21 protein-coding genes are annotated in these 24,626 nt (G+C 72.5%); 13 read left to right on the top strand and 8 right to left on the bottom strand.

Annotated elements, in window-relative coordinates; all coding sequences use genetic code 11:
• The first annotated feature begins 204 nt into the window (after positions 1-204).
• The 7 genes from ACGFR9_RS26185 (at position 205) to ACGFR9_RS26155 (ending at position 9,614) form a co-directional block, all read left to right on the top strand.
• Positions 205-1,383, top strand: coding sequence for a spore photoproduct lyase family protein (locus tag ACGFR9_RS26185; RefSeq protein WP_393212716.1), 1,179 nt, complete (start codon positions 205-207; stop codon positions 1,381-1,383).
• A 78-nt stretch (positions 1,384-1,461) separates the two neighbouring features.
• Positions 1,462-2,316 carry an ABC transporter ATP-binding protein gene (locus ACGFR9_RS26180; RefSeq protein WP_393212714.1) on the top strand — a complete coding sequence of 285 codons (855 nt, stop codon included), beginning with the start codon at positions 1,462-1,464 and terminating at the stop codon, positions 2,314-2,316.
• Positions 2,313-3,299 (top strand): ABC transporter substrate-binding protein, encoded by a 987-nt coding sequence (locus ACGFR9_RS26175; RefSeq protein WP_393212712.1) that lies wholly within the window; start codon positions 2,313-2,315, stop codon positions 3,297-3,299. Before ACGFR9_RS26180 ends, ACGFR9_RS26175 begins: the two co-directional genes overlap by 4 nt.
• Positions 3,300-3,303: 4 nt before the next feature.
• Positions 3,304-5,370: an iron ABC transporter permease gene (locus ACGFR9_RS26170; protein WP_393212710.1), complete on the top strand. Its 2,067-nt coding sequence runs from the start codon at positions 3,304-3,306 to the stop codon at positions 5,368-5,370.
• Positions 5,371-5,582: 212 nt separating this feature from the next.
• The gene (locus ACGFR9_RS26165; RefSeq protein ID WP_393212708.1) at positions 5,583-6,944 is read left to right on the top strand and encodes a hypothetical protein; all 1,362 of its coding nucleotides are present in this window, start codon (positions 5,583-5,585) and stop codon (positions 6,942-6,944) included.
• Between the two features lie 175 nt (positions 6,945-7,119).
• Complete coding sequence (locus ACGFR9_RS26160; RefSeq protein ID WP_393212706.1) at positions 7,120-8,343, top strand: AAA family ATPase; 1,224 nt, start codon at positions 7,120-7,122, stop codon at positions 8,341-8,343.
• Positions 8,340-9,614 (top strand): VWA-like domain-containing protein, encoded by a 1,275-nt coding sequence (locus ACGFR9_RS26155; protein ID WP_393212704.1) that lies wholly within the window; start codon positions 8,340-8,342, stop codon positions 9,612-9,614. The genes ACGFR9_RS26160 and ACGFR9_RS26155 overlap by 4 nt, the downstream gene beginning before the upstream one ends.
• 17 nt (positions 9,615-9,631) lie before the next feature.
• On the opposite strand, the gene ACGFR9_RS26150 is transcribed toward ACGFR9_RS26155, so the two are convergent.
• The 7 genes from ACGFR9_RS26150 to ACGFR9_RS26120 all read right to left on the bottom strand — a co-directional run bounded on the left by ACGFR9_RS26150 (position 9,632) and on the right by ACGFR9_RS26120 (position 16,326).
• Complete coding sequence (locus tag ACGFR9_RS26150; protein WP_393213128.1) at positions 9,632-10,225, bottom strand: sugar O-acetyltransferase; 594 nt, start codon at positions 10,223-10,225, stop codon at positions 9,632-9,634.
• Between the two features lie 118 nt (positions 10,226-10,343).
• Positions 10,344-10,679 (bottom strand): RICIN domain-containing protein, encoded by a 336-nt coding sequence (locus ACGFR9_RS26145; protein ID WP_393212702.1) that lies wholly within the window; start codon positions 10,677-10,679, stop codon positions 10,344-10,346.
• Positions 10,627-10,902, bottom strand: coding sequence for a hypothetical protein (locus tag ACGFR9_RS26140; RefSeq protein ID WP_393212700.1), 276 nt, complete (start codon positions 10,900-10,902; stop codon positions 10,627-10,629). Before ACGFR9_RS26140 ends, ACGFR9_RS26145 begins: the two co-directional genes overlap by 53 nt.
• A gap of 29 nt (positions 10,903-10,931) precedes the next feature.
• On the bottom strand, positions 10,932-12,974 hold the full coding sequence (locus ACGFR9_RS26135) for a beta-galactosidase (protein WP_393212698.1): 2,043 nt from the start codon (positions 12,972-12,974) through the stop codon (positions 10,932-10,934).
• 59 nt (positions 12,975-13,033) lie between these two features.
• Positions 13,034-14,371 (bottom strand): ABC transporter substrate-binding protein, encoded by a 1,338-nt coding sequence (locus ACGFR9_RS26130; protein ID WP_393212696.1) that lies wholly within the window; start codon positions 14,369-14,371, stop codon positions 13,034-13,036.
• Positions 14,372-14,453: 82 nt separating this feature from the next.
• The gene (locus ACGFR9_RS26125; protein ID WP_393212694.1) at positions 14,454-15,395 is read right to left on the bottom strand and encodes a carbohydrate ABC transporter permease; all 942 of its coding nucleotides are present in this window, start codon (positions 15,393-15,395) and stop codon (positions 14,454-14,456) included.
• Positions 15,396-15,399: 4 nt separating this feature from the next.
• Positions 15,400-16,326, bottom strand: coding sequence for a carbohydrate ABC transporter permease (locus tag ACGFR9_RS26120; RefSeq protein ID WP_030218709.1), 927 nt, complete (start codon positions 16,324-16,326; stop codon positions 15,400-15,402).
• 322 nt (positions 16,327-16,648) lie between these two features.
• On the opposite strand from ACGFR9_RS26120, the gene ACGFR9_RS26115 reads away from it, so the two are divergent.
• From ACGFR9_RS26115 to ACGFR9_RS26095, 5 genes are all read left to right on the top strand, one after another.
• Positions 16,649-17,635, top strand: a complete 987-nt coding sequence (locus ACGFR9_RS26115; protein ID WP_030218707.1) for a LacI family DNA-binding transcriptional regulator — start codon at positions 16,649-16,651, stop codon at positions 17,633-17,635.
• Positions 17,636-17,732: 97 nt separating this feature from the next.
• Positions 17,733-18,524, top strand: a complete 792-nt coding sequence (locus ACGFR9_RS26110; RefSeq protein WP_030218704.1) for an SAM-dependent methyltransferase — start codon at positions 17,733-17,735, stop codon at positions 18,522-18,524.
• A gap of 68 nt (positions 18,525-18,592) precedes the next feature.
• Positions 18,593-20,188 carry an MFS transporter gene (locus tag ACGFR9_RS26105; RefSeq protein ID WP_051713741.1) on the top strand — a complete coding sequence of 532 codons (1,596 nt, stop codon included), beginning with the start codon at positions 18,593-18,595 and terminating at the stop codon, positions 20,186-20,188.
• 139 nt (positions 20,189-20,327) lie between these two features.
• Positions 20,328-21,089 (top strand): sulfite exporter TauE/SafE family protein, encoded by a 762-nt coding sequence (locus tag ACGFR9_RS26100; protein ID WP_030218701.1) that lies wholly within the window; start codon positions 20,328-20,330, stop codon positions 21,087-21,089.
• Positions 21,090-21,192: 103 nt separating this feature from the next.
• Positions 21,193-22,224, top strand: a complete 1,032-nt coding sequence (locus ACGFR9_RS26095) for a glycoside hydrolase family 5 protein (protein ID WP_030218698.1) — start codon at positions 21,193-21,195, stop codon at positions 22,222-22,224.
• 36 nt (positions 22,225-22,260) lie between these two features.
• Here ACGFR9_RS26095 and ACGFR9_RS26090 read toward each other — a convergent pair whose 3' ends face one another.
• Positions 22,261-23,055 carry an SDR family NAD(P)-dependent oxidoreductase gene (locus ACGFR9_RS26090; protein WP_030218695.1) on the bottom strand — a complete coding sequence of 265 codons (795 nt, stop codon included), beginning with the start codon at positions 23,053-23,055 and terminating at the stop codon, positions 22,261-22,263.
• 132 nt (positions 23,056-23,187) lie between these two features.
• On the opposite strand from ACGFR9_RS26090, the gene ppk2 reads away from it, so the two are divergent.
• Complete coding sequence (ppk2, locus tag ACGFR9_RS26085; RefSeq protein ID WP_030218692.1) at positions 23,188-24,153, top strand: polyphosphate kinase 2; 966 nt, start codon at positions 23,188-23,190, stop codon at positions 24,151-24,153.
• Positions 24,154-24,626: the final 473 nt, after the last annotated feature.

Below are 24,626 nucleotides of genomic sequence, written 5' to 3'. Positions count from 1 at the left end.
TCCGGGGGACGGGAGTCCGTCGGCCCGACGGGCGGGTGCTCGCTGTCGTCGTGGGCGGTGAGGGCCGGGCCCGGCGGGGGCGGGAGATCCCGTGGGGTGTGGTCCCGTCGCCGTACAGTGGGAGAGTCCGTGGCCGGCCGGGTTCCGTGGAATCCGGACGGCGGGCATTCCGTATCGTCTCCGCGTCGAGAAGCCGATCTGCACATGCGCCACCATCCCCCCTCGTCCCCCGGCTCCCAGGAGCCGCTCTTCGGTCTCGACGCGATGGCGGCGGCGGGGGACGCGCCGCCCCCGCCCGCCCCCGGCTTCCGGGACTCCGCGCAGGCGCGCCGGCTGCTCGCCATCCGGGAGATCCACGCCGAACCGGCCGCCGCCGCCTCGCCGCGCGGCCGGCAGATCCTCGCCCGGTTCCCCGACGCCACGCTGATCGAGGTGGACTCCCACTGGCGCATCCCCGAGCTGCACGGCAACGAGGGCAGCGCCGACCGCTGGATGCGGATCAAGCGCGAGACCCTCGTGCTCGGCGTCAAGAAGACACTCACCACTCGACCCAACGGCCGCTCCGCCGACTGGATCGCCCCCGGCCCGTCCAACGGCTGCGCCCTGTCCTGTGTCTACTGCTACGTCCCCCGCCGCAAGGGCTTCGCCAACCCGATCACCCTCTTCACCAACATCGACGGGATCATCGGCCACCTGGGCCGCCATGTCGCGGCCCAGGGCCCAAAGACCGAACCCAACCAGTGCGACCCCGAGGCATGGGTGTACGACATCGGCGAGAACGGTGACTGCTCCGTGGACGCCCTCGTCTGCGACAACACCGCCGACCTGGTGCGCGCGTTCCGTGACTGGCCCACCGCGAAGGCGTCCTTCGCGACCAAGTTCGTCAACCCCGACCTGCTGGAACTCGACCCGCGCGGCCGGACGCGTATCCGCTTCTCGCTGATGCCGGCCGACGACTCACGCCTGCTGGACCTGCGCACCAGTCCGGTCGACCGGCGGATCGCCGCCGCCGCGGACTTCCTCGACGCGGGGTACGAGGTGCACTTCAACCTCTCACCCGTGGTCCTCCGCCCCGGCTGGCAGGACGCCTGGGCCGAACTGCTGCGCCACATGGACGACGTACTGCCGCGGCGCGTCAGAGAACAGGCGCGCTGTGAGGTCATCATGCTCACCCACAACGCGGACCTGCACGAGGTCAACCTCCGCTGGCATCCGCGCGGCGAGGACGCGCTGTGGCGGCCCGCCGCACAGGAGACCAAGCGCTCCCAGAACGGCGCCCTCAACCTCCGCTACCGCGCCGCCATCAAGCGGCAGGCCCTCGCGGAACTGCGGGAACTGGTCGCCCGCCACGCGCCGTGGCTGGATATCCGCTACGCCTTCTGACGGCCGGTACAACCCGGTCCGGCCTTGTCGCAGGTCACCCCCTGATAACGGGAATTAAGGGTAGGCTAACCTTGCCTCGTGATCCCAGCTGAAGAGGCGACTTCAGGCCCGCGCGGCCATCAACTGTCCGCCACCCACGTGACCGTGGCGTACGACGGCGCCGATGTCGTGCACAACGCCGCGCTGACCCTGCGCCCCGGCGAAGTGACCGCCCTGGTGGGCCCGAACGGCAGCGGCAAGTCGACCCTGCTGCGGACCGTCGCCCGGCTGCAACGGCCGCGCAGCGCCACGCTCACCATCGACGCCGGCACCGACGCGCTCGCCCTCGGCCCCCGGGAGTTCTCCCGCCGCGTCGCCCTGCTGCTCCAGGGGCGCCCCACACCCAGCGGACTCACCGTGCGCGACGTCGTCGAGTTCGGCCGCTACCCGCACCGCGGCCGCTGGGGCGGAACGGACCCCGGCGGCCGCGCCGCGGTGGACCGCGCCCTCGCCCTCACCGGCGTCGCCGAACTCGCCGGCCGCGGAGCGGAGAACCTCTCCGGCGGACAGCTCCAGCGTGTATGGCTGGCCGGCTGTCTCGCCCAGGAGACCGGCGTCCTCCTCCTCGACGAACCCACCACCTACCTCGACCTGCGCTACCAGGTCGAACTCCTCGATCTCATGCGCGACCTGGCCGACGAACACGGCATCGCCGTCGGCGTCGTCCTGCACGACCTCGACCAGGCGGCCGCCGTCGCCGACCGCATCGTGCTGCTCGCGGCCGGACACGTCGTCGCCGAGGGCCTCCCCGAGGACGTCCTCACCCCGGAACGCCTGACCGAGGTCTACGGCATCCGCATCGAGGTCGACACCGACCCCCTCACCGGCCGGCTGCGTACCCGCGCCATCGGCCGTCACCACACCCGAAGCGAAAGGCTCGGCACCACCTCATGAGACGCCTCCTGTTCACCGCGCCCCTGGCCACCGCCGCCGCCCTCCTGCTGGCGGCCTGCGGCACCACCGAACCCGCGGCCGACGACGACGCGACCGCCAAGGAGTCCGCGCAGGCCATCACCCTCACCGACGCCACCGGCGCGAAGGTGGAACTCGACGGCCCCGCCAAGAAGGTCGTCGGCACCGAGTGGAACGTCGTCGAGCACCTGATCTCCCTCGGCGTCGACCCCGTGGGCGTCGCCGACGTCAAGGGCTACAACACCTGGGACTCCGCCGTCCCGCTGAAGAACGAGCCCAAGGACATCGGCACCCGCGGCGAGCCCAGCATGGACACCATCGCCTCGCTCGAGCCCGACCTCATCGTCGCCACCACCGACCTGAAGCCCGACGCCGTCAAGCAGTTGCGCAAGGTCGCCCCGGTCCTGGAGGTGAAGTCCGCCGACGCCGCCGACCCGATCGGGCGGATGCTGACGAACGTCGACCTCATCGCCGAGGCCACCGGCACCACCGACCGCGCCGCCACCCTGAAGAAGGACTTCGACGCCAAGCTCGCCGAAGGGCAGAAGGCCCTCACCGAAGCCGGCCTGGACGGCGCGGAGATAGCCTTCGCCGACGGCTACGTCAACGCGGGCCAGGTCTCCCTGCGCCCCTACACCTCCGGTTCGCTCATCGGCGCCGTCAACGAGCGGCTCGGACTGAAGAACGCCTGGAAGCTCGAGGGCGACGAGGCCTACGGCCTGGCCGCCACCGACGTCGAGGGCCTGACCGGCCTGGGCAAGGTCCAGTTCGCCTACATCGGCAACGACGACGACGCGACCAGCGACCCCTTCGGCAAGGAGCTCGCCGACAACTCCATATGGAAGTCCCTGCCGTTCGTGAAGTCCGGTGACGTCCACCGGCTGGACGACGGCATCTGGATGTTCGGCGGCACCGGCTCGATGGAGGCGTACACCGACGCCCTCGTCGCGTCGCTGACGAAGTAGCGCGATGGCCGTCACCGCCACCACCCCCACCGCCCGTCCGGAGACGGTGCCGTCCCGGACGGGCGCGGCCGCGGTGACGACCGCGCTCGTGCTCCTGGTCGCGGCCCTCGCCGTCGTCGACATCACCCAGGGCACCGCCGCCGTCGGCCCCGCCGAGGTCCTCAAGGCCCTCACCGGCCGGGCCGACACGGCGGACGCGTCCGTCGTCATCGCCTCACGGCTGCCCCGGATGGCCGCCGGACTCCTCGTGGGCGCCGCCCTCGGCATGGCCGGCCTCGCCCTGCAGGCCGTCAGCCGCAACGTCCTGGCCTCCCCGGACACCCTCGCCGTCAACGCGGGCTCCTACCTCGCCCTCGGCGTCGCCGCCGTCACCGGAGTGTCCCTGCCGCTGCTCGCCTCCTCGGGCATCGCCTTCGCCGGCGGACTCGCGGCGGCGGCCGTCGTCCTCGGACTGTCGGGCCTCGGCTCCGGCACCGTACGGCTCGTCCTCGCCGGCACCGCGCTCGCCCTCGGCCTCACCGCCGTCACCGAGGGACTGCTCCTGCTGTTCCCGCAGGAGACCGAGGGCCTCTACCGGTGGAACCAGGGCAACATCGGCCAGAACGGCTTCGACGGCGTCCTCCAGATGCTGCCCGTCGCCGTCGTCGGACTCATCGGACTGCTGCTCATCGCCCGCCGGGTCGACGCCCTCGCCCTCGGCGACGACGCGGCCCGCGGACTCGGCGTCCCGGTGCGGGCCACCCGCGTCACCGCCGTCGTGCTGGCGACGCTGCTCTCCTCGGCGGCCGTCACCCTGGCCGGCCCGATCGGCTTCGTCGGCCTGTGCGCCCCTGCCCTGGTCCGCCCGCTCGCCCGCTGGGCCCGGGGCGTCCTGCGGCTGCGAACCGGTGTTCCGCTCGCCGGACTCGTCGGCGCCGCACTCGTGCTCGGCGCGGACGTGCTGCTGCGCGCCCTCGTCGACGCGGACACCGCCGTCGCCGTCCCGACCGGAGTCGTCACCAGCCTCGTCGGCGCGGTGTTCCTGATCGTGATGGCCGCCCGGCTGCGCGACACCGCCGGCGCCGCCGCACCGGACAAGCTGCGCATCCGCAGCCACGCCGTCTTCGTCACCACACTCGTCGTGCTGGCGGCCGCCCTGGCCGGCGTCACCGTCGCCGCCGTCCTGCTGGGCGACAGCAAGCTGCTGCTCGGCGACGTGGTCAACTGGGCGCAGGGCAGGGCGGGCAGGACGGTCACCTTCGTCCTGGACACCCGGATGCCCCGGGTGTTGGCCGCGCTCCTCGCCGGAGCGGCGCTCGCCCTGGCCGGAACCCTGGTACAGGCCGTCACCCGCAACCCGCTGGCGGAACCCGCGGTCCTCGGCGTGTCCGGCGGCGGCGCGCTCGGCGCGGTGATCCTCGTGACGACGGTCCCCGTCGTCGGGGGGTGGAGCGTCGCCGGAGCGGCCTTCGCGGGATCGGCGGTCACCGCGGTCGTCGTGTTCGGCCTCGCCGCGCGCGGGGGCTACCAGCAGAACCGGCTGGTGCTCGTCGGTATCGGCACCGCGACCGCGACCACGGCCCTGATCAGTCTGCTGATCGTGCTCACCGACCCGTTCAACGCGAACAAGGCCCTCACCTGGCTGTCGGGCTCCACGTACGGCCGGAACATGCCCGACGTCCTCCCCCTCGCGATCGTCCTCGCCGTCGGCATCGCGCTGGCCGGCGTACGGCACCGGGAACTCGACCTGGTCTCCCTGGACGAGGACACCCCCCGGCTGCTCGGGCTCGACCTGGCGCGCGGACGACTGGGATTCCTCGTGCTGAGCGTGCTGCTCAGTGCCACCGCCGTCGCCGCCGCGGGCACCATCGGCTTCGTCGGCCTGGTCGCGCCCCACGCGGCGCGGGCCCTGGTCGGACGGCGCCACACCCGCGTCCTGCCCGTCGCGCTCCTCCTCGGCGCCGTGCTGGTGTGCACGGCGGACCTGTTGGGCCGCACCGTGATCGCGCCCGCCCAGCTGGGCGCCGGTCTGATGACGGCCGTGATCGGGACGCCGTACTTCCTGTACGTACTGATGCGCCGGCGCCGGTAGTTCCGCGCCGACCCACCGCCGCCGGCCCGTCGGACGGGCCGGCGGCGGTCTCGAACCCGGTGAACGCCCGGCCGGGCGGACACCCGACTCGATCGCCGAACCAAAGGCCTGGAAGCCACCTGACAGATCGTCGCGCGGCGGGCTATGCTCGCCGCGATGACCACTCACTCTGTCCTCAGAATGGGGGTCCCGTCCGCGCAAGGTGAGTGCTGATGCACCCACACCCCGCGAACGGGAATTCCCGCATCTCCCTCTGGCGGCGCGTACGGGAGTACGCTGTGCCGCCCTCCATGATCGAGACCGCGACCGCCCGCCGGCACGTCGGCGACTGGGCCGGTGCCTGCGCCGCGGCGGGTTTCGACGTCGACCTCCACCTGCGTACCCTGGCCCGCACCCACGGCCGCGACCTCGCGTCCCAAGTCCGGTCCGATCTGCGGCACCTGGCGCCCGATCTGCTGCGCTGGCACATGCCGAGAGTCGCCCCCGACGGACTGCTGCGCCCCGGACTCACCGTCGCCCTGGCCCGCTACGGCCATGAGGACCCGGTGCACCTCGTCGCCCGGACCCCGCCCGCGTGGGCGGACGGCGGCCAGCGCATCGGCCTCGCCCTGTGGGACACCGGCAGGCTCGGCGCCGGCGCCCGGCACCACCCGCATCCACGTCCCGCACCCCGGTTCCGCCTGGACCTGCACCGCCACCTGTGGGACGCCCGCAGAACCGGCGAACTGCGGGCCCGCTCAGGCGCGGACCGGCAGGCGACCGGACCCGAACCACCCGGACTCCTCCCGCCGGGACTGCACTGTGCCGTGGACCGCTGGGCCGACGAGGCCCGTATCGTCCTGCGCGACGTCGGGCGTACGGCCGGGACCCTCACCGTCCGGATCGGCGCCGCACGGCGGCTGCTTCTGACCGTCCCCGACGACGGCGGTGACACGGGGCTGCGGATCGCCCCCGCCGACCCTGCCGCGTCCGCCCCGCCCCTGCCCGTCCTCCCCGCCGCGGCCACCCATGTCCTGCCCGACCTCGACCTGCTCCGCACCGGAGCGATCGAGGCCGAGCGGCTGCATCCCCTCGTCGCCGCCGCACTCGTACCGGACCGTACGGCGACCGGTCCGCCCCCGCCGCCGGGGCGGACCGGGCAGCCCCACCTTGTGGAGTGCCGAGGCGCACGCCACCGGATCGGGCTGGTCGACGGCGTACTGGTCCCTCTGGACCATGCCCCGGACGAGATCCGGCGAGAGGAACTGCTGGCCGAACTGACCGGTACCCCGCTGCCCTGCCTGCGGGTCATCGACCGCGCCCACCGGCGGCCGGACTGCCTCACGGGCGTTCGCGAACGCCTCGACCACGGCGACATCGCCGGGGCGCTCGCCGTCGTCGAGAACCTGCTCGGCCCGAACGCGCGCCTGCGCGGCGGGCCCCTGCGGGACGAACTCGAGGCGGCCGCCCACCGGCGGATCACCTACGGGCTCTACCGGTCGGGCCTCAGCGGCCCCGCACCGGCATGGCTCTACCCGGCCCGCCCCCGCCCCGACGACCGCCGCGCCCACCCCCGCCACGCCACCGTCGACTGAGCCCACAGGGACACCCGTCCCCGTCGACCCCACCCACGGGGACCCATGTCCCCGTCACGCTCGACCGACCCCGCGGGGACACCCGTCCCTGTTCCACCGTCGACCGAACGCACCGTCGAACGACCCCACCGGGGCCCACGCCCCGCCCACCACGCACTCCCACAGGTGATCACCCATGTCCTCGCACGCCCTCGCCACCCCTCCCTCCCGACTCGATGTCGCCGGTGACCTGCTCACCCTCCTGCGCGACACCTCCACGGAACCCCGCCCCGACATCCAGCTGGAGGCACTGACCCTGGCCATCGCGGCCGACCTGCCCGTCCTGCTGTGGGGCGAGCCGGGGATCGGCAAGACCGCCGCCCTGAACCAGCTGGCCGCCTCCCTGGACCTCCCCCTGACCACCGTGATTGCCAGCGTCCACGAGCCGTCCGACTTCTCCGGGCTGCCCATCGTCGGCGACGACCCCGCCGAACAGGGCGTCCCCATGGCCCCGCCGGACTGGGCCGTACGCCTGGTGAGGGCCGGCCGGGGCCTGCTCTTCCTCGACGAACTGTCCACCGCGCCGCCCGCCGTCCAGGCCGCCCTGCTGCGACTGGTGCTGGAACGCCGGATCGGCGCCCTCCGGCTGCCGCCCGGCGTACGGATCGTCGCCGCCGCCAACCCGCGCGCCTCGGCGGCCGACGGCTGGGAGCTCAGCCCGCCGCTGGCCAACCGGTTCGTGCACCTGAACTGGACCCACGACCCCGAGGTCGTCGTCCGCGGCCTCGGCGGGACCTGGCCCCGCGCCACCCTGCCCCGCCTCGACCCCGACCGGCTCACCGCGGCCGTGAAGTTCGCCCGCCGTGCGGTGTGCGCTTTCCTCACCGCACGGCCCCCGCTCGTGCACCGGCTGCCCAGCAGCGAGACCCGCCGGGGCGGCCCCTGGCCCTCCCCGCGCAGCTGGGACATGACCCTGACCCTGATCGCCTTCGCGACCGCCGCCGGCTCCGACCGCGACGTCCTCTCCCTGCTGGTCCGCGGCACCGTCGGGGACGGACCCGGCCTGGAACTCCTCGCCAGCCTCGACCGGCTGGACCTCCCCGACCCCGAACTGCTGCTCGCCGACCCGGCCGGCGCCGAACTGCCCGAGCGGGGCGATCTGCGCCAGGCCGTGCTCGACGCGGTGGTGGCCGCCGTGCGCGCCCGCCCCGAGCGGTCCCGCTGGGACGCCGCCTGGGCCCTCCTCGCCCGCGCCGCCGACACCGGCGCGCCCGACCTGGTCGTCGTCCCCGCCACCACCCTCGCCACGCTGCGCCGCGAGGAGTGGGACGTACCGCCGACGATCGAACGGCTCACCTCCGCCGTGGCCCTCTCCCGGCGCGCGGACCACGCCGCCGCCCGCGTCACGGCCGGCCGATGACCACGCACCCGCCGCGGACACCGGCCGCCCCCGCCCCCGCCCTCGACGTCGACAAGCTGCTCGCCGCCCGGCTGCAGGCCGCCCGCGCCCGCCCCTACCTCGCCACCGCCCTGTTCGCACTGCACCCCGTCGAGTCCCGGCGCGTCCCCACGATGGCCGTCGACCGGCACTGGCGCTGCTATGTCTCACCGGCGTTCGTGGCCGCCACACCGGAGGAGGAACTGGCCGGCGTCTGGGTGCACGAGGTGTCGCATCTGCTGCGTGACCACCACGGACGCGGCGACCGCGTCGCCCGCGAACGCGGACTGCACGGCGCGGGGGAGCGGCTGCGGATGAACATCGCCGCCGACTGCGAGATCAACGACGACATCTACGGCGACGGGCTGGCCCGCCCCGCCGACGTGGTGCTGCCGAGCACCCTGGGGCTCACCGCCGGGGAGCTGATGGAGGACTATCTGCGCCGGTTCACGCTCGGCCCGTACACCCAGGGCATGGTCTGGCTGGACTGCGGCAGCGGTGCCGACGGACTCGAACGGGACTGGGACCTGGGCCCGGACGGCGCGCACGGGCTCAGCGAGCAGGAACGCGACGCCGTGAGGTTCCGTGTGGCACAGGGCATCAGAGCCCGGCCGGGCGACGCGCCGCAGGGCTGGCGGCGCTGGGCGGAGGAGGCGTTCCATCCACCGCAGCCCTGGCGGGAGTTGCTGGGCGCGGCACTGCGGGCGGCGGTCTCCGGCTCGGGCTCGGGCGACGACTACAGCTACGGACGGCCGGCCCGGCGCTCGGCCGGGGTGCCCGGCGCGGTCCTGCCGAGCCTGCGGCGAACGCCGCCCAGGGTGTCGGTCGTCATCGACACCTCGGGCTCGGTCAGCGACGCCGAACTGGGCAGCGCGCTGCTGGAGGTCACCGCGATCTCCCGCGCCGTGGGCGGCCGTCGCGACATGGTGTCCGTGGTGTCCTGCGACGCGGCGGCCGGCCGGGTGCACCGGCTGTGCCGCGGTGAGGGCATCCCCCTGACGGGCGGCGGCGGCACCGATCTGCGCAGCGGCTTCGCCAAGGCCCTCGGGTCCCGGCCCCGGCCGGACGTCGTCGTGGTCCTCACCGACGGACAGACGCCCTGGCCGGACTCCCGGCCGTCCTGCCGGACGGTGGTGGGCCTGTTCCCCCGGGTGGGGGCGTCCTGGGACGAGGACGACCCCGACTACGTACCGGACACCCCGCCCGACTGGGCCCGCGTGGTGACCATCGGCGCCGAACCCGGAGCCCGGTGAACGGCGCCGCGCCCCGGTCAGCTGCGCGCGGTGCCCGGCGGCCGGTAGCTCCACTCCCGGTCCGCGTCGGTGATCGGCCGCAGTACACGGGCCGGGGTCCCGGCGACCACGGTCATCGGCGGCACATCGGCGGTCACCACACTGCCCGCGCCGACGACCGAGCCCCGCCCGATGGTCACCCCGGGCAGGAGCACCGCGCCGGCCCCGATCCACACGTCGTCCCCGATGCGCACCGGCGCCGAGAACTGGCTGCCGTCCCGCCGCAGTTCGGGGTGGACGGGATGTCCGGTGCTGGTGATCGTGACGTGCGGTGCGAACATCACGCGGTCGCCGACGAAGACCTCGACGTCGTCGACCAGGGTGAGGCCGAAGTTGACGTACACGTCGTCGCCGAGGTGCGTGTTCGTGCCGTAGGCGACGTGCAGCGGCGGCTCGATCCACACACCGCGGCCGACCGAGCCGAGGAGCCGGCCCAGCAGGGCGCGGCGGGTCTCCTGGTCGCGCGGACCGGTGGCGTTGTACTCGGCGGCGAGTTCCTTGCCGCGCAGCCGTTCCTCCTCGAGCCGTTCGAGCCCGGGTACGGCGTCGGTGTACAGCTCGTGGGCCGCCATACGGCGGCGCACCTCGCGCTCGGCGTCGTCGTGTGCCACTGGTGTTCTCCATGGGGTGTCGGGAAAGCGGTCCGGCCGCACCACCGGGCGGTGATGCGGCCGGATTCGGGAGCGGAGGTCAGCCCGTGACGTCCGTGACCGTCCAGCGCCGGCCGGCACCGGAGTCGGGCCCCCAGGTGGTGACGGCGGCGCCCTCGTGCGCGGCCTGGCCGCCGGCTCCGAGGAGGCGGCCGGTGGCCGCGTCGACCGGGGGCCGGGTACCGTCGCCGGTGGTCGACAGGAGCCACTCGGCGGCCGGGTCCCGCTCGCCGGTGCCGGGCTCGGCGACGGGTACGTCGTCCCGGACGGTCAGCCGCCCGCCGTCCACCGGGTTGGTGAACTCGTAACGCCCGCGCGCCCCGTCACCGGGGCGCACCGCGCCCAGCCGCCAACCGCTGGGCGGCCGAGTCGTCACCGGTGCCGATGCCGAGGTGCGTGCCGTCGTCCGCGACGCCGGAGAGGCCCTTGACCTCGAGAGACGTCACCGACCGGGCCGGTACCGCGAACGCGGCCGCACGGTCGGTGACCTTGATGGCCCGGTGCCGCTCCAGCTTGCCGTCGGCGGTCGCGCTTCGGTGGACCCTCCCGGCGCACCGGAGACCGGTGGGAGGGGCGGGACGGCCCCCCGGAACGGGCATGGGCCGTTCCGGGGGAGCGGTGGGGTGTGTCAGGCGGTCGGCTGCCGCAGTACGGCGACCGCGCGGGGCCCGAGCGTGAGGGCGCCCTCGGCGTCGGTGGTGCCGACGAGCACCTCTCCCTCGAGGCCGGGGACCGGAACCGTGTCGTCGGTCCGGTTCACCAGGAACAGGAACCGGCTTCCGTCGCCGCGCCGGACGACCGGCTCGATCAGCCCCCGTACCCCGGCGGGCAGTTCGCTCTCCACGCCGGCCCGCTCGAGCAGCCGCGGCAGCAGCGAGGTAAGTCCCTCGACGCCGAGCCGCGTGGACACGTACGCGGCGGAACCCGTGCCCGTCCCACGCCGGGTGACGGCGGGCCTGCCCGCCTGCTCGCCGCTGCGGTAGCGGGTCAGGACCTCGGTCCCGGCGCCGGTCACGGTGATCCGGTCGGTCCACAGGGCGCCGGTCGTGCCGTCGTCGAGCTCCACGGTGTCACCGGCGAGCAGCGGCCCGAACTCCTCGATACGGATACCGAGCAGATCCCGCAGGGCACCCGGATAGCCGCCGAGCCACACATGGTCGTGCTCGTCGACGACACCGGAGAAGTACGTGGTGATCAGATGGCCGCCCTGTTCGGCGTACCGGGTCAGCGTCTTCGCCAGGTCGGCCGGGACCATGTGCAGCACGGGGGCGATGAGCACCTGGTGGCGGTGCAGATCGGCCCGGGTGGTGACGAGGTCGGCACGGATACCGAGCGCGAGCAGCGCCGAGTACCAGTCGAGCGCCTCCTGCCGGTAGTCGAGCAGCGCGGTCGGGTGGGAGTCCTGCTCGCTCGCCCACCACGACTCCCAGTCGTAGACGATGCCGACCCGGGCGGGCTCCCGCTCGGACCCGGCGACCGGGGCGAGCGTCTTCAGGCCGGCCCCGAGTTCGGCCACCGCGCGGAACAGGTCGCTGTCCGCACCGGCGTGCGGCACCATCGCCGAGTGGTACTTCTCCGCGCCCGCCGCCGACTGCCGCCACTGGAAGAAGCAGACCGCGTCGGCGCCGTGCGCCACATGCAGCAGCGAGTCACGGGCCAGATCACCGGGGCGCTTGGCCACGTTGACCGGCTGCCAGTTGACGGCGCTGGTGGAGTGCTCCATCAGGAACCAGGGCCGCCCGCCGGCGATGCCGCTGGTGAGATTGGCGGAGAAGGACAGCTCGTCGCGGTCCTGCGGGCCGGGGTGCACGTAGTGGTCGTTGGAGACGAAGTCGATCTCGTCGGCCCAGTCGGAGTAGTTCATGCCCTTGGTGTTGCCCATCACCATGAAGTTGGTGGTGACGGGGATGTCCGGGGTGAGCTCCCGCAGGATCTCCCGCTCCGCGCGCAGATGGTCCTTGAGCGCGTCCGAGGAGAACCGCTTGAAGTCCAGCTGCTGCGTCGGGTTGGGATGCGAGGCGGCCAGCCGGGGCGGCAGGATCTGCTCCCAGTCGCTGTACCGCTGCGACCAGAACGCCGTTCCCCAGGCGCTGTTGAGCGCGTCCACCGTGGAGTAGCGGGCGCGCAGCCAGTCCCGGAAGGCGCGGGCCGCGTCGTCGGAGTAGTCGTAGACGTTGTGGCAGCCCAGCTCGTTGTTCACATGCCAGGCGACGAGCGCCGGATGCCCGGCGTAGCGGGTCGCCAGCTCGCGGACCAGGCGCAGGGCGTGCCGGCGGAAGACGGGCGAGGTGGGACGCCAGTGCTGGCGTGCCCCCGGCCACAGCGTCTCTCCGGTGGCCGTGACCGGAAGGATCTCCGGGTGGGCGGTGGTCAGCCAGGGCGGCGGGGAGGCGGTGGCGGTGGCCAGGTCGACCCCGATGCCGCCCTTGTGCAGCAGGTCCATCACCTCGTCGAGCCAGGCGAAGTCCCAGGTGTCCTCGGACGGTTGCAGCCGGGCCCAGGAGAAGATCCCCACGGATACGAGGTTCACGCCGGCCTCGCGCATCAGCCGGACGTCCTCCTCCCACACGGTGCGGGGCCACTGCTCGGGGTTGTAGTCGGCGCCGTAGACGAGACGGGGGGCGGGGTCACCGTCCGCCCCGCCGGCGCGGGACAGGAGGGTGGAGATCATGGCGGTCCTTCCGGGTGGGGACACCGGGCGGCGCGGGCGTCCGCGCCGCCCGACGAGTGCTACTTCTCGACGGTGAAGCCCTGCTCCTCGGCGTACTTCACCGAGGCGTCCTGCCAGGCCTTCAGACCGTCCGCGAGCGTGGTGCCCGAGACATAGGCCTTGCCGACCGTGTCGTTGAAGATCGAGTTGGCGTACTGCTGGAACGGCAGGTACGACCAGTCGCTGGCGACGTTGGCGGCGGACTCGGCGAAGATCTTGTTCGCCTCCTGGCCGCCGAGGTACTCGAACTTGGTGCTCTGGAAGTCGGCGGACTGCAGTTCCGCCTTGGTGGCCGGGAAGGCGCCCTCCCCGACGCGGGTACCGACGCCCGCACCGGAGTTGGCGTACTCCACGAAGGCGTAGGCGAGTTCCTTGTTCTTGCCCAGCGCGGGCAGGGTCAGCGAGCTGCCGCCGTTCTCCGCGCTGCTCTTGTCGCCCTCGGCCCAGGCCGGCATCGGGGCCGCGCGCCAGTCGCCGGCCGCGTTGGGCACGCCGCTGACGAAGTTGGCGGGCATCCAGGCACCGGTGGTCAGGGTGGCGATGGTGCCGTCGCCGAGGCCCTTGTACCACTCGTCGGTCCAGCCGTTGACCGGGGCGAGAAGCTTCTCGTCGATCAGCTTCTGCCAGGTGTCGGTGTACTGCTCGGCCTTCGCGTCACTGAAGTCGATCTTCACATTGGTGCCGTCGACCTTGTAGGGGCGCGAACCGGCCTGCCACAGCATGCTGGTGGTGAAGCCGGCGTCGCCCGCGTCGTTGGCGATGTAGACCTTGGGGTCGGCCTTGTGCAGCTTGCGCGCGGCGTCGACGTACTCGTCCCAGGTGGCCGGGACGGCGATGTCGTACTTGTCGAAGATCCGCTTGTTGTAGAACATCGCCATCGGGCCGGAGTCCATCGGCAGGCCGTAGACCGCCTTGTCCTGCGTCACGGCGTTCCACGGGCCGGGCGTGTACTTGTCGGCCAGCTTGTCGGCACCGAAGGGGGCCAGGTCGGTCAGACCCTTGCCGAGGGCGTACTGGTTCACCGCGAAGTACTCGATCTGCGCGACGTCCGGGACGCCCTTCTCGGCCGACATCGCGTTCGACAGCGCGGTGTAGTGCTTGTCGCCCGACCGCTCGCTGACGAGGTTGATCTTGACCTTCGGGTACTTCTTCTGGAAGTCGGCGGCGACCGACTTCAGCGTGGGCTCCCAGGACCACACCGTCACCGTGCCGCCCTTCTTCAGGGCCGCCTGGACGTCCGAGGCGGAGACCGCCTCACCGGTGGAGTCGTCGTCGGAGCCGCCGCAGGCGGTGGCGCCCAGGGCCACTGCGGAGAGCAGGGCGATGCCGCGCAGCAGGCGGCCGGTGTTTCTGCGCATGTGAGTGCTTCCACTTCTTCGTGGGCGGGTCGTGGTGAGGGTGGTGGTGTGGGGTCTGGAGGGGCGGCCGGCAGCGGCCCGGTCACTCCTTGACGCTGCCCGCGGCGAGACCCGACTGCCAGTACTTCTGCAGCAGCAGGAACGCGACGATGAGCGGCAGGATGGTGAGCAGCGAACCGGTGATCACCAGGTTGAAGATGACCTCGCCGCCGATGGTCTCGGCCTGGGAGTTCCACGCGCTCAGACCGAGCGTCAGCGGATACCAGTCCGGATCCTTCAGCATGATCAGCGGCAGGAAGTAGTTGTTCCAGGTGGCGACCGTGGTGAACAGCAGCACGGTCACGATGCCCGGGGCGAGCAGCGGCAGGGCGACGGTGAAGAAGGTGCGGGTCTCGCCGGCCCCGTCGATGCGGGCGGCCTCGAGGAGTTCGGTGGGGATGGCCTCGGTGGCGAACACCCACATCAGGTACAGGCCGAACGGCGAGACCAGCGAGGGGATGATCACCGCCCACGGGGTGTCGGTCAGGCCCATCTTGCTGAACATCAGGAAGGTGGGTACCGCGAGGGCCGTACCGGGGACGGCCACCGCGCCGATGACCGTGGCGAAGACACCGCGCTTGCCGGGGAAGTCGAACTTCGCCAGCGCGTAACCGCCGAGGACCGCCAGGAAGGTGGCCCCGCCGGCGCCCAGCACCACGTACAGCAGGGTGTTCAGCAGCCAGCGCCCGAACACGCCGTCGTGGTACGTGAACGTGTCCCGGATGTTGTCCCACAGCGCGAAGTCGTCGGCGAACCACATCCCGGACGAGTCGGCCAGCCCCGCCTGTGTCTTGGTGGCGTTGATGACCAGCCAGACCAGCGGTACCACGGTGTAGAGGACGATCAGGGAGGTCAGCACGGTCAGCAGCACGCTGCGCCGGGGCTTGCCGGCGGTGCGCCCGCGCGTCGTGCGCAGCTTCGGCGCGCCGCGGCCGGAGGCCTTGGCGGGAGCGGCCGGGGAGGCGGTGGTGAGAGGGGTGCTCATCGGGTCACGCTCCCTTGCGCATGCCGCGCAGCTGCACGACGTAGGCGATCACCATCGTGATCAGGCCCATGATGATGGCCACCGTCGCGGAGTAGTTGTGCTGCTGGCCGTTGAAGGACAGCGAGTACGTATAGAAGTTGGGCGTGTAGTCGGTGGTCAGGGCGTTGCGTGCGAGCGGGCGAAGGATGTTCGGCTCGTTGAACAACTGGAAACTGCCGATGATGGAGAAGATCGTCGCGATGACCAGCGCGCCCCGGATCGCGGGCAGTTTGATCGCGGTGATCACACGGAGCTGTCCGGCACCGTCGATCTCCGCCGCCTCGTACAGGGAGTTCGGGATGACACGCAGCGCCGAGTAGAAGATCAGCATGTTGTAGCCGACGAACTCCCAGGTGACGATGTTGCCGATGGAGGCAAGCACCAGGTCGGGGGAGAGCGGGTCGGGCAGTGTGACGCCGAACGCCCCGTTGATGTCGCCGACCAGGCCGTACTTCGTGCCGTACATGAAGCCCCACATGAGGGTGGCGACCACGGCGGGAACGGCGTAGGGCAGGAAGATCGTGATGCGGAAGAAGCTCTTGCCGTAGAGCCGGCCGCTGTCCAGGGCCAGGGCCGCCAGCAGTGCTATGCCGAGCATGATCGGCACCTGGACGCACAGGAAGAGCGTGACCCGGCCGAGGGCCGCCCAGAACCGCTCGTCCTGGAACGCCTGCTGGTAGTTGTCGAGCCCGACGAACGTGGTGCCGCCGATGAGCTGGTCACGGAAGAGGCTCAGATAGATCGAGTACACGATCGGCGCCAGGAAGACCAGGGCGAACACGGCCACGAACGGACCGATGAAGCCCCACCCGGTCCAGGACCGGCGGTCCCGTCTCGCCGCGGGTGGGGCCTGCCGGGGGCCTGTGGCCGCCGGCGGTTGCAGCGTCGTCATGTCGTTCCTCGCTCGTCACCGATCCGGACCGGCGCCGCCCGGCGTGTGAGCCGGACGGCACCCCCCCCTGCACATGATGTTTGCGTAAACACCGGAGGCCGTGAAGCGCTGCCCAGCTGCTATGTTTACGTAAACATCGGATGGCGGAATGTTTACACTGCCCTCTCAGGGCGGTCAAGGGTTTCCTGGGGAAACCGTGACGCGGACAACGGCAGGAAGGTGCTGACGGCGAGTGGACACGGCCGAAAGAACGCCCGCGAACGTACCCGGACCCGGCGGCGGCGCGCGCCGCACTCGGGGCGGCGCCCGGACCACGGCCTCCATGGCCGACGTGGCCCGCCTGGCGGGCGTCTCCTCCCAGACCGTCTCCCGCGTCTCCAACGGCTACGCCGGTGTGAACGAGGAGACGCGCCGTCAGGTGCTGGCCGCGATGAAGGAGCTCGGCTACCGGCCCAACAGCGCCGCCCGCGCCCTCAAACGCGGCGAGTTCCGCACCATCGGCGTCATCATCTTCACCCTGTCCACCACCGGCAACGTCCGTACCCTGGAGGCGATCGCCACCTCCGCCGCGCGCGAGGGCTACGCCGTGACGCTCCTGCCGGTGGCCGTGCCGACCCAGGACGAGGTGCGCGGGGCGTTCTCCCGGCTCGAGGAACTCGCCGTCGACGCCGTCATCGTCATCATGGAGGTCCACCTCCTGGACGCGGCGATGATCCAGCTCCCGCCGCACGTCCAGGTCGTCGTGGTGGTCGACTCCGACGCCGGCGACCACTACACGGTCGTCGACACCGACCAGGCGGGCGGCACCCGCGCCGCCGTCGAGCATCTGCTCGGCCTCGGCCACCGCACGGTCTGGCATCTCGGCGGCCCCGAGGACTCGTTCGCCGCCCAGCGCCGTACGGACGCCTGGCGCGCGGCACTCACCGAGGCCGGCCGGGTGCCGCCGCCGCTCGTCCGGGGCGACTGGTCCGCGGACTCCGGCTACCGGGCCGGCCTCGAACTCGCCGCCCGTCAGGAGTGCACGGCCGTCTTCGCCGCCAACGACCAGATGGCGCTGGGCCTGTTGCGCGCCCTGCACGAACGAGGCCGGCGCGTACCCGAGGACGTCAGTGTCGTCGGCTTCGACGACATCCCCGAGGCGTCCTCCTTCCTGCCCCCGCTGACCACCCTCCACCAGGACTTCGCCGAGGTGGGGCGGCTCTGTGTGCAGGCGGTGCTGAGCAAGGTGCGCCAGGACGGTCCCGAGCCGGGTACCACGCTCGTGCCGACCCGGCTGGTGGTGCGCGCCAGCACGGCACCGCCGCCGTGACCCGCCCGGGTCGAACTCCTGTCCTCCGTACACCCGTTGCTGTGCCAGACTTGATGATCGTCAGGCACCCTCGATCCACTCTGGGACGGACTTCGCCATGCCGACCGGCACACCCACCGACCCTCCGCACATAGACACCAGCAAGGCGCATCCGGCGCGGGTCTACGACTGGCTCCTCGGCGGCAAGGACAACTACCCGGTCGACGAGGCCGTGGGGGAGAAACTGCCGCCCGAGGCGCGGGACGCCGCCCGGCAGAACCGCCAGTTCATGCAGCGGGCGGCCGCCTGGCTGGCCGGACAGGGCATCGACCAGTTCCTCGACATCGGCACGGGCATCCCCACCGAGCCGAACCTGCACCAGATAGCGCAGGCCGTCGTCCCCACCGCGAAGGTCGTCTACACGGACAACGACCCGATCGTGCTGCGGCACGCCGAGGCCCTGCTGATCAGCAGCAGGGAAGGCGCCACGGACTACATCCAGGGCGATGTGCGCGACCCCGGCGAGATCATCCGGCACGCCCGCGGTGTGCTCGACTTCGAGCGCCCGATCGCGCTGTCCCTGATCGCCCTGCTGCACTTCCTCCCCGAGGACCAGGACCCGCTCGGCATCGTCGGCGAGCTGCGGTCCGCGCTGCCGAGTGGCAGCTACCTGGTGCTGTCGCACGCCGCCTCCGACCTCCACTCCGAGCTGGCCGCGCAGGTCACCGCCGAGTACGCCCGGGCCGGCATCCGCCTCGGCTTCCGCACCCGCGACGAGGTCGCCCGCTTCTTCGGCGGCCTGGACCTCGTCGAGCCCGGTCTGGTGACCGCGCCGGAGTGGTTCCGGACGACACCCGCTCCCGAGCCCGAGAGCAGCGGCATCTACGCGGGCGTCGCCCGGCTGCCCTGAGCGGTACGGACGTACTCCGTCCGTGAACCCGGGATGCGGGCCCCCGCGGCGGATCACAGACTGGGCGGATGAGCGACCGGACCCCAGGGCGCGAGGCGGCGCCGCGGCAGACCCTGGCGCTGGCCGCGATGCTGTTCGCGGTGGCGATGACGTTCATCGACCAGACGATCGTCGCCATCGCCGCGCCGGACATCGTCCACGAGCTGGGTCTGTCGTCCTCGGGCATGCAGTGGGTGGTCAACGCCTATCTGCTCGCACTGGCCGCCTTCTTCGCCCTCGGCGGCCGGCTCGCGGACCTGCTGGGCCCCCGCCGTGTGGTGATCGCCGGAACGCTGGTCTTCGTGATCTCGTCCGTGCTGTGCGGCTGCGTCCCGCGCGGGGACTTCGCCCAGACCTGGCTGATCGTCTTCCGAGCGACCCAGGGACTCGGAGCGGCCCTGCTCTTCCCCGCCGCCCTGGCCGTCGTCGTCGCCGTGTTCCCGGTCGAGCGGCGCGGCCGGGCCCTGGCCCTCTTCTTCGGGCTGTCCGGCGCCCTCACCGCGCTGGGGCCGCTGCTGGGCGGCTGGCTCACGGCGTGGACCTGGCGCGCCATCTTCTGGGTGAACGTCCCCGTCGCGATCGCCGCGCTGGTGCTCACCGCACTCGCGCACATCGCGGACCGGCGACGCCAGGAGTCCCTGGACGTCCGGGGCGCCGTACTGATCGCGGCCGGCATGGGGCTGAGCGTGCTGGGCTTCCAGCAGGCCTGGTCCTGGGGCTGGGACAGCGCGGCGACCTGGATCTGCGTGGCGGGCGGACTCGCCGTGCTCGTGGTGTTCGTACGGTACGAACGGCGCGCCCGTCATCCGCTGGTCGACATCCGGGTCTTCCGGGACCGGGCGTTCACGGTGGACGCGCTGGTGCTGTTCTTCGCGATGCTCGCGTTCGTCCCGCTGTTCTTCTTCGCCTCCGTCTACGCCCAGGTGTCACTGAGCGCCTCGCCCAACCAGGCCGCCCTGTTCCTGCTGTACTTCTTCGCCGGTTTCGCCCTCGCCTCCCAGTGGGGCGGCCGGATCCTGGACCGGCGCGGGGCCCGTCCCGCGCTGAAACTCGGCTCCGTGCTCGGCGCCGTCGGCTTCGCCCTGTGGGCGGGCGAGTTGACCGACCTCTCGATGCACGACCAGTGGCCGTACGCCGCCATGGCGGGCGCGGGCATCGGCCTCATCCTCGCCCCGGCCTCCACGGACGCCGTCAACCGTGCCATCGGCGCCTCCTACGGCGAGGTCACCGGCGTCACCCAGACCGTCCGCAACTACGCGGCGAGCGTCGGCCTGGCCGTGTTCGGCACCGTCCTCACGCATGTCACGACCGACAAGGTGGTGCACACGCTCCGGTCGCGCGGTGTGCCGTCGGACGAGGCCCGGGACGTCGCACGCCAGGTCACCGAGGCCGTCACGGGAAGCGGCGACACCCGTGTCCCCGAAGGCGGCGGCGCGGGAGCCACCGCCATGCGGGACGCGATGGCGGCGGTACGGATGGACTACGCCGAGGCGAACCAGTGGGTGTTCTACGGCATGGCCATCGCCCTGGGCATCGCCTACCTGTGCGCCCTGCGCCACCCGGGCGGCCGCGTGACGGAGTCCCCGCCGGACGAGACGGGGCGCACCCCGTCCACGGCGCCCTGACGCCCTGGGCGACCGCCGACGAGGACCCTTCGGCGATCGCCGAAACGGCCGCAGGCTAGCGTCCTCACATGAACGTTTCCTCCGAGCGGCGCCGGCACCGGGCAACAACGGACGCAGACGGCACGGCCGGAGCCGCGGCGTGACGCCCCTGGAGATGCTCGGCGTGTTCGCGGCGGGCGTCGGAGCCGGCGCCATGAACGCCGTCGTCGGCTCGGGCACGCTGGTCACCTTCCCCGTGCTGCTCGCCACCGGGCTGTCCCCCGTCACCGCCACGGTCTCCAACGCCCTCGGACTGATCCCCGGGTCCATCAGCGGCGCCATCGGCTACCGCAGGGAACTCGCGGGGCAGGGCCGGCGCGTCCGCAAGTTCGCCGTCGGCGCCGTGCTCGGCGGGTTCTGCGGCGCGGTGCTCCTCCTCGCGCTGCCCGCCGCGGCGTTCGAGGCCATCGTGCCCACCCTGGTGGGGCTCGCCCTCCTCCTCGTGGCCCTGCAGCCGCTGATCGCCAAGAAGGTGCGCGACCGCCGGGCCGAGGGCCACTCGGCCCGCCCCGACGGCGGCCGGCCGCTGTCCGCCGGACTCGCCCTGGCCAGCGTCTACGGCGGCTACTTCTCCGCCGCGCAGGGCATCATCTACATATCCCTGATGGGGCTGTTCCTCGACGAACCGCTGCAGCGCCTCAACGCGGTCAAGAACGTGCTGGCGGCCATCGTCAACACCGTCGCCGCCGCCTTCTTCCTGTTCGTCGCGGACTTCGACTGGACCGCCGTCGCGCTCATCGCGGCCGGGTCCGCCCTCGGCGGGCAGCTCGGCGCCAGGACCGGGCGCAAGTTCAGCCCCGCCGTGCTGCGCGGCCTCATCGTCGTCATCGGCACCCTCGCCCTCGTCCAGCTGATCGGCTGACCCCGGGCCAGTCTTGTCGTGCACCTTGCCAAGCGGGGCCGGCTGCAGTTCCATCGGTGACAGGAAACCTTCCTAACCATCCCGACGGACGGGAGCCCCCCACATGAGAACGGCACGACTCCAGCCACGTCCCGCCGCGAGCGCGACGGCCCTCGCCGCCTCCCTTCTCCTCGCCCTGACCGCCGCACCCTCGTCGTCCGCCGCGCCGGCCCCCACGCCGGTCTCCGCCCACGGACAGCTCACGGTCTGCGGCACCCGCCTCTGCGACGAGCACGGCAGCCCGGTCCAGCTGCGCGGCATGAGCACGCACGGCACCCAGTGGTACGCCCAGTGCCTCACCGACGGCTCGCTCGACGCCCTCGCCGGCGACTGGCGCGCCGACGTGCTCCGCGTCTCCACCTACGTCCAGGAAGGCGGCTACGAGACCGACCCGGAGCACTTCACCGGCCTCGCCGATTCCCTGATCCGGGAGGCGAGCGAGCGCGGCCTGTACGTGATCGTCGACTGGCACATGCTCGACCCCGGCGACCCCATGGCGAACCTCGACAACGCGCGGAGGTTCTTCACCGACATCGCGCGGCGCCACCAGGGCCGCGACAACATCCTCTACGAGATCGCCAACGAGCCCAGCGGCGTGAGCTGGCCGCGGATCAAGGAGTACGCGGAGCACATCATCCCGGTCGTCCGCGCCATCGACCCCGACGCGCCCGTGCTCGTCGGCACCCGTGCCTGGTCGTCGTTCGGCGTCTCGGAGGGCGCCGACGAGTCGGAGGTCGTCGACGATCCGGTCGACGCCTCCAACATCATGTACACGTTCCACTTCTACGCCGCTTCGCACCGGGACGAGTATCTGGCGGCGCTGTCCCGCGCGGCCGACCGGATCCCGGTGTTCGTCACCGAGTTCGGCACCCAGAACTACGCCGGCGAGGGCGCCGACGACTTCGCCATGTCCCAGCGCTATCTGGACCTGATGGCGGACAGGAAGATCAGCTGGGTCAACTGGAACTACTCCGACGATCACCGGTCCGGCGCCGTCTTCGAGCCGGGCACCTGCGACGACGACGGCCCCTGGGCGGGCACGTCGTCGCTGAAGCCCTCAGGTGTCTGGATCCGCGACCGCATCCGGGCCGGCTGACCCGCGCGGCCCTGAGCCGCCTTCGTGCGGGGCGGCTCAGGGCAGGATCGCGTCCACGTAACCGCCGTCGACCCGCAGCGCCCCGCCCGTCGTGGCGGAGGCCTGCTCCGAGCTGAGGTAGACGACCATGTTGGCAATCTCCTCCGGCTCGATCAGCCGCTGCAGCAGCGAGTGCGGCCGGTGCGCGCGCATGAAGGCCCGCTGCGCCTCGTCCCACGGCAGCTCGCGGTCCACCAACTCGTACACGAAGTCCTCCACACCGCCCGTGTGGGTGGGCCCGGCGATGACCGAGTTCACCGTGACACCCGTGCCCGCGGCCTGCTTGGCGAAGCCGCGGCCCACGGCGAGCAGCGCCGTCTTGGACATGCCGTAGTGGATCATCTCGGCGGGCGTGACGATCGCCGAGTCGCTGGCGATGTACTGGATCCGCCCCCAGCCGCGTTCGGCCATGCCCGGCAGCAGGAGCCGGGTCAGCCGTACGGCGGCCAGGACGTTCACCTCGAAGTAGCGCCGCCACTCGTCGTCGGTGATCTCCAGCGGGTTCGCCGAGCCGAAGATGCCGAGGTTGTTGACGAGGATGTCCACCCCCGGCAGGGCCTCGGCGACCTGCGCGGCGCCCGCCTCGGTGGTCACGTCCGCCGCGACCGGTACGACGTCGGCGCCGGGCACGTCCCGCTCCAGCGCGGCGGCGCTGTCCCGTACCCGCTCGGCGGAGCGCCCGTTGACCCCGACCCGGGCGCCCGCCCGCGCCAGCCCGGTGGCGATCGCCGCACCGATGCCCTGGGTGGAGCCGGTGACCAGTGCCGTACGGCCCTTCAGATCGATCTGCACGTCGTGCGTCCCTCCGCGTGAGTCCTGCCGTCCTGCCCCTTCCTGTTCCCCGGACCGCGGCCGAATCACCGCATAACGCCCCGCGGGCATACGCTTCGCGTAGCGCACTCGAAAGCGGCGGGAGACGACGTGATGGCCGAACACGCGGACGGCGGGACCGGCGACGGTCTTCTCGACGGTCTCGAGGTGGACGACCGGCGCCCGGAGCGGCCGGTGCTCCTCGACGCCGACGGCACCCCGATCGAGACCTGGCGCGAGAACCATCCCTACGACCGCCGGATCCGCAGGGGTGAGTACGACCGGACGAAACGCATCCTGCAGATCGAACTGCTGAAGATGCAGCGGTGGGTGAAGGACACCGGCCAGCGGATCGTGGTGCTCTGCGAGGGCCGGGACGCGGCCGGCAAGGGCGGCACCATCCAGCGGTTCATGGAACGCCTCAACCCCCGTGGCGCCCGCGTGGTCGCGCTGGAGAAGCCGACCGAGCGGGAGGCGGGGCAGTGGTACTTCCAGCGCTATGTGGCCCATCTGCCGTCCCGCGGCGAGATCGTCTTCTTCGACCGCTCCTGGTACAACCGCGCGGGCGTGGAACGGGTCATGGGCTTCTGCACGGAGGCCGAGTACCGCCAGTTCCTCGAGCAGGCGCCCATGTTCGAGCGGCTGCTCACCGACGACGGCATCCTGCTGGTGAAGTTCTGGTTCTCGGTGTCCCGGGCCGAGCAGCGGACCCGGTTCGCGATCCGCCAGGTCGATCCGGTGCGCCGCTGGAAGCTGTCGGGGATGGACCTCGCCTCGCTCGACCGCTGGGACGACTACACCGAGGCCAAGATCGAGATGTTCCGCGCCACGGACACCCCCCACGCGCCCTGGACGGTGGTGAAGAACAACGACAAACGCCGGGGCCGACTGGAAGCGATGCGCAGCCTCCTCGACCGCTGCGACTACGCGGCGAAGGACCGTGAGGCCCTGGGCACACCGGACCCACTGATCGTCGGCTCGGCGGACACCCTCCTGGAGGCAGGCGAAGAGGCCGCGGTCCTCTCCCCGACCCCCCTGGCCGGCCCGGGCCACGGTCCGGGCAGCCACCCGGGCACCTGACCGCCCCCCCCACGGTCCCCGGCCCACCTTGCCCAGCACCCTGCCGCGAACGAGCGGGCGCCATGCACAGGGGCATCGCGGCAACGTCCCCTGCCGGCGGCGACTCCGGTCCTGTGGCCGGGCGCGGTGGGCGGCGCCGCCCACCGCGCCCGCACCCGCCGACGCCGAAGCCCGCCCCGTGCTCACGGTCACGACCGCCGGTTCCCGGGTGACGGCCGCCGCCTCGCCACGCTCACGATGACGGACCGGACGGGTGAGGCCGAGTACGCGCCCGGAGAGCCGAAGGGCACTCCCTGGCACCCGCGGTGTCGAGACCGTCACTCGTGTCTCTGCCGGGGCCGGCCCCCGCGCCCTCCTTCGCCCGCCGGGTGGGCACGGCGTGCCGTGCCCACCCCCGCGGGGGGGCCCCCCCCGCCCCCCCACCCCCACGGCCCCCCCCCCCGGCCCCCGGGCCCCCCCCCCCCCCGGGGCCC

This window comes from Streptomyces sp. NPDC048584, assembly GCF_043199595.1.
GTDB lineage: Bacteria > Actinomycetota > Actinomycetes > Streptomycetales > Streptomycetaceae > Streptomyces > Streptomyces edwardsiae.
The sequence above is the reverse complement of the archived record's forward strand: the minus strand, read 5'-3'. Positions and strand labels throughout refer to the sequence as shown.

Coding starts and splice junctions, on each gene's coding strand:
- ACGFR9_RS26185 (WP_393212716.1), top strand. CDS start 205: ATGCGCCACCATCCCCCCTCGTCCCCCGGCTCCCAGGAGCCGCTCTTC.
- ACGFR9_RS26175 (WP_393212712.1), top strand. CDS start 2,313: ATGAGACGCCTCCTGTTCACCGCGCCCCTGGCCACCGCCGCCGCCCTC.
- ACGFR9_RS26170 (WP_393212710.1), top strand. CDS start 3,304: ATGGCCGTCACCGCCACCACCCCCACCGCCCGTCCGGAGACGGTGCCG.
- ACGFR9_RS26165 (WP_393212708.1), top strand. CDS start 5,583: ATGCACCCACACCCCGCGAACGGGAATTCCCGCATCTCCCTCTGGCGG.
- ACGFR9_RS26160 (WP_393212706.1), top strand. CDS start 7,120: ATGTCCTCGCACGCCCTCGCCACCCCTCCCTCCCGACTCGATGTCGCC.
- ACGFR9_RS26155 (WP_393212704.1), top strand. CDS start 8,340: ATGACCACGCACCCGCCGCGGACACCGGCCGCCCCCGCCCCCGCCCTC.
- ACGFR9_RS26150 (WP_393213128.1), bottom strand. CDS start 10,225: ATGGCGGCCCACGAGCTGTACACCGACGCCGTACCCGGGCTCGAACGG.
- ACGFR9_RS26140 (WP_393212700.1), bottom strand. CDS start 10,902: ATGCCCGTTCCGGGGGGCCGTCCCGCCCCTCCCACCGGTCTCCGGTGC.
- ACGFR9_RS26135 (WP_393212698.1), bottom strand. CDS start 12,974: ATGATCTCCACCCTCCTGTCCCGCGCCGGCGGGGCGGACGGTGACCCC.
- ACGFR9_RS26130 (WP_393212696.1), bottom strand. CDS start 14,371: ATGCGCAGAAACACCGGCCGCCTGCTGCGCGGCATCGCCCTGCTCTCC.
- ACGFR9_RS26125 (WP_393212694.1), bottom strand. CDS start 15,395: ATGAGCACCCCTCTCACCACCGCCTCCCCGGCCGCTCCCGCCAAGGCC.
- ACGFR9_RS26120 (WP_030218709.1), bottom strand. CDS start 16,326: ATGACGACGCTGCAACCGCCGGCGGCCACAGGCCCCCGGCAGGCCCCA.
- ACGFR9_RS26115 (WP_030218707.1), top strand. CDS start 16,649: ATGGCCGACGTGGCCCGCCTGGCGGGCGTCTCCTCCCAGACCGTCTCC.
- ACGFR9_RS26110 (WP_030218704.1), top strand. CDS start 17,733: ATGCCGACCGGCACACCCACCGACCCTCCGCACATAGACACCAGCAAG.
- ACGFR9_RS26105 (WP_051713741.1), top strand. CDS start 18,593: ATGAGCGACCGGACCCCAGGGCGCGAGGCGGCGCCGCGGCAGACCCTG.
- ACGFR9_RS26095 (WP_030218698.1), top strand. CDS start 21,193: ATGAGAACGGCACGACTCCAGCCACGTCCCGCCGCGAGCGCGACGGCC.
- ppk2 (WP_030218692.1), top strand. CDS start 23,188: ATGGCCGAACACGCGGACGGCGGGACCGGCGACGGTCTTCTCGACGGT.